Consider the following 11,200-nt stretch of genomic DNA (forward strand, 5'->3'; position numbering starts at 1 on the left):
GATTCAACCCTTGGATACGGCCGGGTGTGGAAAAGGTTTAAAAAAAAGAGTGGGATCGTCAAGTTGCAGCTTTGAAATACGCAGCAACGGCCGCGTCGGCGGAGTCGCCCCAGCGGAATTTGGCGGCCTGCTCCAGCCCGCGCAGGCGCAGGGCCTCGCGAAGGTCCTGGTCGTGGGCGAGGCGGCGCATGGCCTGGGCCATCTCGCCGGGGTCGGAGGGATTGTCGAGGTACAGGCAGGCCTCCCCGCCCACCTCGGGCAGGCTGGCCGCGTTGGCCGTGATCACGGGGCACCCGCAGGCCATGGCCTCCAGCACGGGCAGGCCGAAGCCCTCGTACATGCTGGGGTACACCAGGGCCAGCGCGCCGGAGTAGAGCCCGGGCAGGGCCTCGTCCGGCACGTAGCCCAGCTCGATCACCCGGCCGGGCCCCGCGGCGTCGGCCGCCCAGCCGCTCCAGCCGGCCAGCGCCAGGGGGGTGTCCAGGCCGCTCTGCGCCAGGGCCTTGGGGATCACCTGGGGGTTCTTGCGCGGGTCGTTGGTGCCCAGGAAGAAGAAGTACTTCTCGCCCGGAGCCAGGCCGGGGACCAGGGATTCGCCGGGGCGGGGGCGGAAGAACTCCGGCTCGACGGCGTTGTAGGTGATGTCCACCATGTCTTCCGTGATGCCCAGCACCTCGCGCATCTCGCGCCGGGTGAACCGGGACACGGCCAAGTAGCGCGAGACGCGCTTCAGGCGGCGGCGGAAGAACATCTCGAAATAGAGCACGCGCTCCCGGGGGTGGTGCTGCGGGTAGCGGATGAGGGAGAGGTCGTGCACGGTGAACACGGTCCTCACGCCCTTGGGAGCCAGGAAAGGGAAGAAGGCTGCTTCGTGGTAGACGTCGAAGCCCTTGGCCGCGTTGTAAAAGGCCCACTCGCGCCGGGCGTGCACGGCCAGGCGCGCGGCCAGGGCCGCCGCCGGGGGCAGGCTCCACAGGAGCTTGGTCAGCCGGGAGCGCCCGGCCACGCTGGCGGCCGGGGCGGGCATGGAGGGCAGCACGCGCCGGCCGTCGAAGTAGGAGAGGGAGACCTCGGAGCCGTGGCGGCTCTCGATGTGCGCGCAGAGGCAGCGCAGGTAGCGCCCGATGCCGGTGTTGACCCCGGTCAGGGGAACCGCGTTGACGATGACTTTGAGCTTGCGGGCCACGGAGGCTCCTTGATGGTGCGTGATGAGGCCGGGGGCCTCCGGCGGGCAGAGAGGGCGCCGCCCTCTCTGCACTCTCCCGCCAAAGGAACTTCGTTCCTTTGGAATCCTTTACGGCTTCGCGCAGGGAGCAGGCAAATCTTTCGCGGTGTGCTGGCTTGCAGGGCGCTACGCGAAGCGGAAAGGGAGTGCAGAGGGCCGAAGGCCCTTTGCCCGCCGGAGGCCTCCAGCCTGTCTAGGCTCCTGCCCTGGAGAGGCCACTGCAGGACCCGCCACGACTCACCGCGTCTGTAACGGGACAAGCACACAAGGCTCGTCCGGTGATGATTCCTCTTAACTCGTGACGTCCGCGATCACCTTGGCCATCTTCTCGCGGAAGGCGGCCTCGTCGAACCGCTTCGCGCGGGCCTCGCAGGCCGGGCGCATGGAGAGGGCCAGCTCCGGGGTCATCTGGGCCACGGCCCGGGCCACGTCCCCCGCGTCGGGGTTGGCCCGCAGCAGGATGCCGGTGCTGCCCTCCCGCACGGTCTCCAGCAGGCCGCCCTCGGCCACGCCGATCACGGGTTTGCCTGCGGCCATGGATTCAACCGGGGAGATGCCGAAGTCCTCGTCGCGGGGGATGTAGATCGTGGCCAGGCAGGTGCCGGTCAGGCGGCGCAAATCCTCGGGGCTGACCCAGCCGCGCACCTCGATGTTGGGTGCCTCGGCGCACATGGCCCGCACCTTCTCCAGTTCGCTGCCTCCCGAGACGATGACCAGCCGCTTCTCCGGCATGCCAAGGAAGGCCTCGGCGATGACCTCAACCCGCTTGAGCCGGTCCACCCGGGCGGTGGAGAGGTAGAAATCCTCCTGGGCGATCCAGGAAAAATCGGCCGTGCGCACCGGGGGCGGCACCACCACGGAGTCCAGCTGCAGGAAGCTCCCCAGCCTGTGGGCCACGTTCTGGGAGTTGGCCACGATCACGTCCATGGCCCGCGCGGCCCTGGCGTAAGCCCGCTCGAAGGCCCAGAGGAAGGCCGCATAGGCCTGGCGCTTCATGGGCGGCTTGCCGCGCAGGTAGAAATCGCGCTGGTCGTAGAGGATGCGCGGCGGGGTGTGGCAGTAGAGGATCTTCTTGCCGGTGATGCGCTTGTGGGCCAGCGGGGCCAGGGAGCCGCTGAACACGGCGTAGGGCGGGGCGATGGCCGGAAATTCGGCGAAGGTGCGCCAGAAACAGGCCGTCTCGGACCAGCGGGCCAGGTCCGGGTGGCGTTCCCGGGCGCGCATGTCCATGGGCGGGCGGTCCTTGAAGAATCCCTCGGGGAAGGCCTGGGCGTTGAACTGCGCGGTCCAGAGGATGCCGCCGGTCAGCTCGGCCAGGCACTGGGCGACCTTCTCCCCGCCGCCGGGGAAGGCGAAGGCGTCGTGCAAAATGAGGGGGCTGTGGCGCATTGGCGTTCGCGTTTTTTTGGGATAGAAGCGGCTGGCTGTTGTGCATATCCAGGGGCGCAGGCCCTGGCAACCCAAATCATTCCAACATCAACCCATCCCGCAAATATACCATATGAATGTTCTCGTGGCCAACCTGGCCGGCGTCAAGGTGGAAGCCGACGGATCGGTGAAGCACTTCATCAAGGCGGGCTCGCGCTGGCCCATGACCATCGGCAAGTCCCGCTCGGTGGATTATTACCCCTTCCCCTTCTGGCTGGCCTACACCCTGGCCGTGCTCAAGCGCGACACCAAGGCCCAGGCCCGCGGCCTGGACGGCGTGGTGCTGGACCTCACCGGGGACGAGCTGCTGAAGGAGATCGTCGCCCGCAAGCCCGGCCTGCTGGTGGTGGAGCTGGCCTCCCTGACCCTGGAGGACGACCTGGCCTTCCTGATGCAGGTCAAGGCCGCCACGGGCTGCAAGGTGGTGGTCTGCGGCAACTACGCCACCGTGACCCACAAGGAGCTGCTGGCCGAAAACGACTGCCTGGATTTCGCCGTGCGCGGCGAATACGAGCTGGCCGTGCGCGACCTGGTGCTGGCGCTCATGGACGGCGGCGACCTCTCCGGCGTGCTGGGGCTGGCCTGGAAGGGCCCCGACGGGGTGGTGGTGAACGACCCCCGCCCCCTGCTGGCCGACCTGGACGAGCTGCCCTTCCCGGACCGCGACGACTTCCCGGCCACCATCTACCCGGACTTCACGCTCTACAGCCCCTGCATCAACATCCTCTCCAGCCGGGGCTGCCCCTGCGGCTGCGTCTACTGCCAGGAGCGCCACGTCATGTACGCCTCCCCCAAGTACCGCGCCCGCTCGGCCAAGTCCGTGGTGGACGAGATGCAGTACTGCCAGGAGCGCTTCGGGGCGCGCCAGTTCTACTTCGACGACCAGAGCTTCGTGGTGCGCAAGCCCCACGTGATGGAAATCTGCGAGGAGATCATGCGCCGTGGCCTCAAGGTGCCCTGGACCGTCATGGGCGACGCCATGTTCGTGGACCGCGAGATGCTCGCGGCCATGGCCAAGGCCGGGTGCATCGGCATGAAGTTCGGCGTGGAGTCGGCCGAGCAGTCCATCCTGAAGACCATCGGCAAGCCCCTGGACCTGGAGAAGGCCAAGCAGGTGGCCAAATGGTGCAAGGAGCTGGGCATCCGCACCCACGCCACCTTCTGCCTGGGCCTGCCCGGCGAGACCGAGGAGACCATCCGCAAGTCCATGGCCTACATGGAGGAGATCGAGGTGGACACGGCCCAGGTCTCCAAGGCGGTGCCGTACCCGGGCACGCCCATGTACAAGTGGGCCCAGGAGAACGGCTACCTCACCACCACGGACCTCTCCCGCTTCGACGGCATGGGCTCCTCCATCATCAGCTACCCCGGCCTCTCCGCCGAGGACATCGACCGCTGGTACGCCGAGTTCTCCCGCCGGGTGGCCCGCAAGAAGGTGCTCAAGTATCTTTTTGAGCCCGGGCAGAGCTTCTCCATCATGGCCGAGATGGTCAGGCGCAAGGGCCTGGCGAGCCTGCTCAAGTCCCTCTACACCTTCGTGAGGCGGGCCTTCTGATGCTGCGCTGGATCGCCGGGGTTTTCGCCGTGGGCCTCGCGACGGCGCTCCTGGCCACCCCGCTGGCCGCCCGTTTCGGCCGCGCCTTCGGCTTCATGGACACCCCCCAGGGGCGCAAGGTGCACACTCAGCCCATCCCGCGCTGCGGCGGGCTGGCCCTGGTGATCTCCTTCTTCGCGGCGCTGGCGCTGGCCGCCTTCGCGGACTTCCACGGCACGGGCAGGCTCATCCCGCGCGGCCAGATGCTGGCCGTGTACGCGGGCGGGCTGTTCATCTTCCTGGTGGGCCTGGCGGACGACCGCAAACCCCTGCCGGCCAAGCTCAAGTTCCTGGCCCAGATCGCTGCGGCCAGCATCTGCTTCTTCGGCGGGGTGCGCATCGAGTCCTTCAGCATGGGGGAGATGTTCTCCCTGCACCTGAATCAGGACATGCTCTCCTACGGGCTCACGGTGTTCTGGTTCGTGCTGTTCATCAACGCCATCAACCTCATCGACGGCCTGGACGGCCTTGCCGCGGGGGTGGCCTTCTTCGTCTGCGCGGTGCAGGTGGTGCTGGCAACCATGCGCGCGGACCCCTTGCCCGCCATGCTCTTCGCGGCCCTGGGCGGCGGGGCCCTGGGCTTCCTGCGCTACAACTTCAACCCGGCCACCATCTTCCTGGGCGACGGGGGCAGCTACTTCCTGGGCTACATGGTGGCGGCGCTCTCCATCCTGTCTTCCTCCAAGTCGCAGGTTGGCGCCACCATCCTCATGCCCATCCTGGCCTTCGGCGTGCCCCTGCTGGACACCCTGACCTCGCCCCTGCGCCGCTTCGTGCGCGGCAAGAAGATGTTCGAGCCGGACCGCCAGCACGTGCACCACAACCTGATCGCCAAGGGCTGGTCGCAGCGCAAGGCCGTTGTCTTCCTCTACGGGGTCACGGCCTTCCTGGCCGTGATGGCCGTGCTCATCGTGAACATGCGCGACGTGCCCGCGGGCCTGTTCATCCTGCTGCTGGGCGGGGCGCTGATCCTGTTCGTGCGCAAGGCCGGGTACTTCAGCTATTTCGCGGTGGACAAGGTCTTCGGCTGGATACGCGACATCTCCGACGTGGCCGGGGTCAGCCAGGGGCGGCGCACCTTCCTGAACCTGCAGATCGAGATCTCCCAGGCCCCGGACCTGCCCTCCATGTGGGAGAACGTCTGCGAGGCCCTGGAGCAGCTCGGGTTCGACCTGGGCGAGATGATGCTCACCCAGGAGGCGGCCCCCAAGACGGAGATGGCCCCCCAGGCCCCGCACGACGTGGCCGGGAGCGCCTGCGGCCCCGTCTCCTGCCCGAGGGTGTTCGAGTGGCAGCGCGCCGACCTGGACCGCGACAAGCGCGAATTCCTCACTGAGCGGTCGCTCCTCAAGGTGGAGCTGCCGCTTATCAGCAAGGGGGGCGCGTCCATGGGCGTGCTCTGGCTGGTGAAGAACCTGCGCGACGACACCCAGTCCGACTACACCCTGCGCCGCGTGGAGCAACTCAGGCGCACCGTGGTCTCCACCCTGGAGCGGCTCTCCGGCCCCCGCTGATGCGCGTCCTGCACCTGGGCAAATACTACCCGCCGGTGGAAGGCGGCATCGAGACGGTCACCAGCCAGCTGGCCCGGGGCCTCACCGCCCTGGGCGCGCGCAGCGACGTGCTCTGCGCCCAGCCCCGGGGGGACATGCCCGAGCTGCGCGAGGAGCTGGAGGGCCACACCGTGTACCGCGCGGCCACGCCCCTGGTGGCGGCCTCCACGCCCGTCTCCGTTCGCTACGTGCGCCTGCTGGCCGAACTCGCCCCCCGCTACGACGTGCTGCACCTGCACTGCCCCAACCCCCTGGCCGCCCTGGCCCTGCGCCTGGTGAACCCGCGCGCCAAGGTCGTGGTGCACTGGCACAGCGACGTGATCCGCCAGGTGTATTTCAACAAGGCCTACAGGCTCCTGCTGGGCAACTGGCTGGCCCGCCGCGCCGACGCGGTCATCGGGGCCACCCGCGCCCACATTGATGATTCCGAGTACGCGAAGGCCTTCGCGCCCAAGGCCCACATCATCCCCTTCTGCATGGAGGCCGCGCCCTTTGCCCCCGAGCTGGTGGACCAGGCCGCCCTGGCCCGCCTGCGGGAGCGCTTTCCGGGGCGCAAGGCCGTATTCGCCCTAGGGAGGCTCATCTCCTACAAGGGGTTCGAGCATCTGGTGGACGCCGCCGCGCTGCTGCCGCCCGAGTGGGTGACGCTCATCGGCGGCACCGGGCCACTCAAGGGAGAACTGGAGGCGCGCATCCGGGCCAAGGGGCTGGAGGGCCGGGCCGTGCTGCTGGGCCGGGTGGAGCAGGAGGAGCTGTCGGCGCACTTCACCTTCAGCCGGGTGTTCTGCCTGCCTTCGGTGACGCGCGCCGAGATGTTCGGCATGGTCCAGCTGGAGGCCATGGCCTGCGGCAGGCCCGTGGTTTCCACGCGCATCGCGGGCTCGGGCGTGCCCCTGGTCAACGAGCACGGGGTCACGGGGCTCACCGTGCCGCCGGGCGACGCGGCGGCACTGGCGGGCGCGATCTTGGAGATCGACGCGGACGAGGCCCGCTGGCGGGCCATGGGCGCGGCCGGGCTGGAGGCCGTGCGGACGCGGTTCGCGCCGGAGGCCATGTTCGAGGCGATGATGAGGGTCTATAGGGAAATTTGCGGCGGGTAGGCATGCCGTCAGATTGCCAAGGGCGCAAAGGGACGAAAACCGGCACTGTTAGTATTCATCGAACACCATGTGCACGCAATGGGAGTCTCTGATGAGACCGAGTTGCCTCATCTGCTTGGCGGTTCTGCTCTTAATCTCCTTGGGTGATGTTTCCACCGCGTATGCTTCTGGACAGTATTGCGGCTACGAAGCCGATGCCAAATTTCTCGCCGATAATTTCAGAAAATTATACAATGAAGATTACAGCGGATTCTGGCTGATATTTAATCGCGTCGCGAAAGAAGCTGTCGCGTGTACAAGCTCTGAAGACACTGCAGATTTTCTTGTGCTGGCAAAACAGATCGAAGGGAATGCTGAAGCAACAGCAGCATTCATGCGCGTGGTGGAGGAGGGAATATTTGAGAAAAATGCAGAGTGTCTCGTAAATGCTTTAGCCATGGTTGACGCACATTCTGCTCGAGTTGTTCTCGATGATTTGAAAAAACCAATGTATATTGGTGAGTCATTCGTGCGAAATAAGATGCAAGAAATGTCAGTTGATGGCAAGCGCGCGGAGTTGTTGCGCCAATATTTCAAATGAAAAACAAAGAGTACAATGCGCAATAATGACGCGTCGCACTGAAAACTGCGGGCATACTGATGCAAAAATCAGGCTCTGCCGTCCGCAACTGTGTCATCGATAATGTGACCAGAACATGGAGTGCGAGTTATTGCAGCAGCTTCAGCCCATGCTCCTTGAGCAGCGCGTACAGCCTGGACCGCGACAGCCCGGAAATATTCACCGCCTCGGCGGGGCTGCCCCCCGCCCGCAGCAGCAACTGTTCAAGATAAAGCCTGTCCATGGCCTGGCGGTACACCTTGAGGCTGGGCAGCGCGCCGGCCGGGCCCAGGTCGAACGGCGCGCCGTGCCCGTCCCCACCTGCCTCCCTCTCCCGCACCTGTCCCCTGGCCACCTGCACCCTGACGTGCACCGGCAGATGCACCGGGTGCAGCTCCGGTTCCTCCAGGGCCAGGGCCACCATGCCCTCCATCACGTTCTGCAGTTCGCGGATGTTCCCGGGCCAGCTGTACGCGGCCAGGGCCGCGCTGACCGCCGCGCTGAGCCTCTTGGGTGTCACGCCGTGGCGCGAGCAGGAGAGGCCAAGGAAGTGCTTGGAGAAGGCGGCCACATCCTCGGGGTGCTCGCGCAGGGGCGGCAGGTTGATGGCGATGCCCCGCAGGCGGAAGAGCAGGTCCTCCCGGAAATTGCCTTCCCCGGCCATGCGGTCAAGGTCGCGGTGGGTGGCGGCCACCAGCCGGAAATCGCAGGGCCGCTCGATGCGCCCGCCCACGGGGCGGACCTTGCGCTCCTGCAGGGTGCGCAGGAAGGTCTTTTGCACCACTGCGGGCAGCTCCCCCACCTCGTCCAGGAACAGCGTGCCCCCGTGGGCCTGGAGGATCAGGCCCTCGCGCGGCTGGTCCGCACCGGTGTAGGCCCCGCGCTCGTTGCCGAAGAGCAGGCTCTCCGCGATGGTGGCGGGCAGGGCGGCGCAGTCCACGGCCACGAAAGGCCCCCGGCTGCGCCTGGAGTTGGAGTGGATGGCCCGGGCGAACAGCTCCTTGCCGGTGCCCGTCTCTCCCGTGAGCAGCACGTTGGCGTCGCTGCGGGCCGCCAGGGCGGCCTTGTCCAGGCAGGCGGTGCGATCCGGGTGCCCGCCGGGGATGCCCGCCCAGACGAAGCCCTTTTCCGGCGGGCCGGGCCGGGCGTCGCGGTAGGCCAGGGCGGAAAGCAGGGGGCCGGTCATGGAGCGCAGGGTGGGGGGCTTCTCGATGTAGTCCCACGCGCCCTTGCGCATGGCGGCCTCGGCGCCGTCCGGGTCGCCCCAGCCGGTGATGACGATCACCTCCGGCCTGCTGGGGGAGCCGTGCAGCTCGCCGATGGCCTCCAGCCCGTTGCCGTCGGGCAGGCGCACATCGAGCATGACCACGTCGAAGTCGCCTTCGCGGGCCATGGCCAGGCCCTGGGTCAGGGTGGCCGCCATGGAGGGTTCGTGCCCCAGGCGCTCCACCACGCGGGTCAGGGCCTCGCGGATGGGCTCGTCGTCGTCGATGATGAGTATCTTGCCCACGGGAACGCCTAGAAAGCCTGGTTCATGGTGCGCAGGATGGCGCGCAGGGATTGGGCCTGCTCCTCGCTCAGGGAGGAGCAAAGCTCCTGCGTGAGGCGCAGGTGCATGGCGTGATGGGCCTCGAAGATGGCCTGGCCCTTGGGGGTCAGGGCCACCAGCACGGAGCGGCGGTCCGTCTCGTGGGGCACGCGCGAGACCAGGCCGCGTTTTTCCAGCCGGTCCACCGTGACGGTGAGCGTGCCTGTGGTCAGCCCCATCTTGGCTGCCAGCTCCTTCATGCGCAGGGTTGGCTGCTGGCCCAATATCTCCAGCGTGTGCATCTGGGGCAGCGTCAACGAGCTGCCCCGGACCACCGCGTGTTCCCAGGAGGAGAGCTTCTCGTAGAATTCGATGATCAGCGCCGAGAGCGATTCGAGGTCGGACATGCGCTGATTCTAGCCAAGGCTTCCCCGCTTGGCAATCAACCTCAGCCCTCCATGGGGCAGGGGCAGGGGTGGACCTCCACCGTCACGTTGTCCAGGCCCTCGATGCCGGCGAGCAGGCGCTTGTAGTGCTCGGGCGGGCGGGGGGACTCGTCCTCCATGGTGACCACCGAGGCCAGCTGGTGGTGGCTGACGCGCCAGATCCTTATGTCGCGCACGCGGGCGCCGTCCTCCTGCTCCAGGCGGGCGCGCATCACGGCGGGCAGCTCGGGGTCGGGCACGCGGTCCAGCAGCACCCGCGAGCACTCCTGGATCAGACGCAGAGCCCAGCGCCCGATCACCAGCGCGCCGATGAGCCCGCCCACGGGGTCCAGCCAGTTCAGGCCCAGGTGCTTGGCCCCCAGGAGCGCACCGATGGCGAAGAGCGAGGTCAGGGCGTCGGCCAGCAGGTGCAGGTAGGCGGCGCGGAGGTTGTGGTCGTGGGCGTTGGCGTGGGCGTGCCCGTGCAGGAACATGGCGCACACGGCGTTGACCCCCAGGCCGACCACGGCCACGGCCAGGGCCGGGCCGAAATCGATGGGCACCGGGGCGAAGAGCCTCGCGGCGGACTCCCAGGCCAGGTAGGCCGTCACGCAGGCCATGAGCACGGCGCTGGCGAACCCGGCCAGGGAGTTGATCTTGCCCGCGCCGAAGGCGTAGGCCCCGTTGTGCGCGTTGCGCCGGGCGAAGGCGTAGGCGAAGAGCGCGATGCCCAGGGCGAAGGCGTCGCTGGCCATGTGCAGGCCGTCGGCGAACAGCGCCATGGAACCCGAGATCAGGCCGAAGACGACCTCGGCGGCCATGCCAGCGGCGTTGAGGCCGAAGGCCAGCCAGGTCAGGCGCTCGGCGCGGGCGTCCTGCTCGCGAGCGTGGCAGCCGCAGTGCCCGTGGTCGTGTGTATGGTCATGGGCGTGGTGCATGGTGAACCCTTTTATCTTGAAGCACGAGTAACTTGATATTCAAATAAATGCCGATGCTTTGAATGTCAAACATTTTGAGGCGTGGAAGTTCTCGAAAGGCGGTGACGTTGGAGGGGAATTGCGCTATCCGTGTGGCGACACCCCTTTATCAAGGAGATCAGCAATGAGCGAAAGAACCGGACTCGTCACCATATTCGGCAATCCCCTGACCCTGCTCGGCAACCCCGTGGCCGTGGGCCAGAAAGCCCCCGACTTCACCGTGCTCGACAACGACCTGGCCCCCAAGACCCTGGCCGACTACAAGGGCAAAGTGCTCATCATCGCGGCCGTGCCCTCGCTGGATACCCCGGTCTGCGACATGGAGACCCGCCGCTTCAACACCGAGGCCTCCAAGCTCGGCGCGGACGTGGCCGTGCTGACCATCAGCATGGACCTGCCCTTCGCCCAGAAGCGCTGGTGCGCCGCCGCGGGCATCGACCGCGTGGCGACCCTCTCCGACCACCGCGACGGCGCCTTCGGCATGGCCTACGGCATCCTCATCAAGGAACTGCGCCTCCTGGCCCGCACCGTGTTCGTGGTGGACCGCGACGGCACCGTCAAATACATTGAGATGCTGCCCGAAGTGACCAAGGAGCCCGACTACGACGCAGCCCTGGCCGCGGCCAAGGCCCTGGTGTAGCGGGGAGCGGAGGGAGGCAAGGCGAAGATGCCTCCGGCGGCTTAAGGAACTTCGTTCCTTAAGAATCCTATTTAGAAAAATTGCCGCGTGCGGCCCGCCACGGGCGCCCCCCGGCCGGTTTGGTTTGGTTGG

The 11,200-nt window shown here is 67.2% G+C and carries 10 protein-coding genes; 5 read left to right on the plus strand and 5 right to left on the minus strand.

Features of this window, described 5'->3' with window-relative positions:
- Positions 1–58: 58 nt before the first annotated feature.
- Both MLE18_RS13440 and MLE18_RS13445 read right to left on the minus strand, forming a co-directional pair.
- Complete coding sequence (locus MLE18_RS13440; protein WP_243439314.1) at positions 59–1,186, minus strand: glycosyltransferase family 4 protein; 1,128 nt, start codon at positions 1,184–1,186, stop codon at positions 59–61.
- Between the two features lie 330 nt (positions 1,187–1,516).
- On the minus strand, positions 1,517–2,614 hold the full coding sequence (locus tag MLE18_RS13445; protein WP_243439315.1) for a glycosyltransferase: 1,098 nt from the start codon (positions 2,612–2,614) through the stop codon (positions 1,517–1,519).
- 112 nt (positions 2,615–2,726) lie between these two features.
- Between MLE18_RS13445 and MLE18_RS13450 the strand changes: the two genes are divergently transcribed.
- From MLE18_RS13450 to MLE18_RS13465, 4 genes are all read left to right on the plus strand, one after another.
- Positions 2,727–4,208 carry a B12-binding domain-containing radical SAM protein gene (locus MLE18_RS13450; RefSeq protein ID WP_243439316.1) on the plus strand — a complete coding sequence of 494 codons (1,482 nt, stop codon included), beginning with the start codon at positions 2,727–2,729 and terminating at the stop codon, positions 4,206–4,208.
- Positions 4,208–5,761, plus strand: a complete 1,554-nt coding sequence (locus MLE18_RS13455) for a glycosyltransferase family 4 protein (RefSeq protein ID WP_243439317.1) — start codon at positions 4,208–4,210, stop codon at positions 5,759–5,761. Before MLE18_RS13450 ends, MLE18_RS13455 begins: the two co-directional genes overlap by 1 nt.
- The gene (locus MLE18_RS13460) at positions 5,761–6,900 is read left to right on the plus strand and encodes a glycosyltransferase (RefSeq protein ID WP_243439318.1); all 1,140 of its coding nucleotides are present in this window, start codon (positions 5,761–5,763) and stop codon (positions 6,898–6,900) included. Before MLE18_RS13455 ends, MLE18_RS13460 begins: the two co-directional genes overlap by 1 nt.
- 91 nt (positions 6,901–6,991) lie before the next feature.
- Complete coding sequence (locus tag MLE18_RS13465; RefSeq protein WP_243439319.1) at positions 6,992–7,480, plus strand: hypothetical protein; 489 nt, start codon at positions 6,992–6,994, stop codon at positions 7,478–7,480.
- 127 nt (positions 7,481–7,607) lie between these two features.
- Here MLE18_RS13465 and MLE18_RS13470 read toward each other — a convergent pair whose 3' ends face one another.
- The 3 genes from MLE18_RS13470 to dmeF are packed head-to-tail and all read right to left on the minus strand — an operon-like array spanning position 7,608 to position 10,389.
- On the minus strand, positions 7,608–9,008 hold the full coding sequence (locus tag MLE18_RS13470; RefSeq protein WP_243439320.1) for a sigma-54-dependent transcriptional regulator: 1,401 nt from the start codon (positions 9,006–9,008) through the stop codon (positions 7,608–7,610).
- A gap of 8 nt (positions 9,009–9,016) precedes the next feature.
- Positions 9,017–9,433 (minus strand): MarR family winged helix-turn-helix transcriptional regulator, encoded by a 417-nt coding sequence (locus MLE18_RS13475; protein WP_243439321.1) that lies wholly within the window; start codon positions 9,431–9,433, stop codon positions 9,017–9,019.
- A gap of 41 nt (positions 9,434–9,474) precedes the next feature.
- Positions 9,475–10,389: a CDF family Co(II)/Ni(II) efflux transporter DmeF gene (dmeF, locus tag MLE18_RS13480; protein ID WP_243439322.1), complete on the minus strand. Its 915-nt coding sequence runs from the start codon at positions 10,387–10,389 to the stop codon at positions 9,475–9,477.
- Positions 10,390–10,552: 163 nt separating this feature from the next.
- Between dmeF and tpx the strand changes: the two genes are divergently transcribed.
- Positions 10,553–11,068: a thiol peroxidase gene (gene tpx, locus MLE18_RS13485; RefSeq protein ID WP_243439323.1), complete on the plus strand. Its 516-nt coding sequence runs from the start codon at positions 10,553–10,555 to the stop codon at positions 11,066–11,068.
- The last annotated feature ends 132 nt before the right edge of the window (positions 11,069–11,200 follow it).

The organism is Fundidesulfovibrio soli, from assembly GCF_022808695.1.
Lineage (GTDB): Bacteria > Desulfobacterota > Desulfovibrionia > Desulfovibrionales > Desulfovibrionaceae > Fundidesulfovibrio > Fundidesulfovibrio soli.

Bases quoted from the DNA above. Each gene is read 5' to 3' on its own strand.
- MLE18_RS13445 (WP_243439315.1), bottom strand. From the start codon at position 2,614: ATGCGCCACAGCCCCCTCATTTTGCACGACGCCTTCGCCTTCCCCGGC.
- MLE18_RS13450 (WP_243439316.1), top strand. From the start codon at position 2,727: ATGAATGTTCTCGTGGCCAACCTGGCCGGCGTCAAGGTGGAAGCCGAC.
- MLE18_RS13455 (WP_243439317.1), top strand. From the start codon at position 4,208: ATGCTGCGCTGGATCGCCGGGGTTTTCGCCGTGGGCCTCGCGACGGCG.
- MLE18_RS13460 (WP_243439318.1), top strand. From the start codon at position 5,761: ATGCGCGTCCTGCACCTGGGCAAATACTACCCGCCGGTGGAAGGCGGC.
- MLE18_RS13465 (WP_243439319.1), top strand. From the start codon at position 6,992: ATGAGACCGAGTTGCCTCATCTGCTTGGCGGTTCTGCTCTTAATCTCC.
- MLE18_RS13475 (WP_243439321.1), bottom strand. From the start codon at position 9,433: ATGTCCGACCTCGAATCGCTCTCGGCGCTGATCATCGAATTCTACGAG.
- dmeF (WP_243439322.1), bottom strand. From the start codon at position 10,389: ATGCACCACGCCCATGACCATACACACGACCACGGGCACTGCGGCTGC.
- tpx (WP_243439323.1), top strand. From the start codon at position 10,553: ATGAGCGAAAGAACCGGACTCGTCACCATATTCGGCAATCCCCTGACC.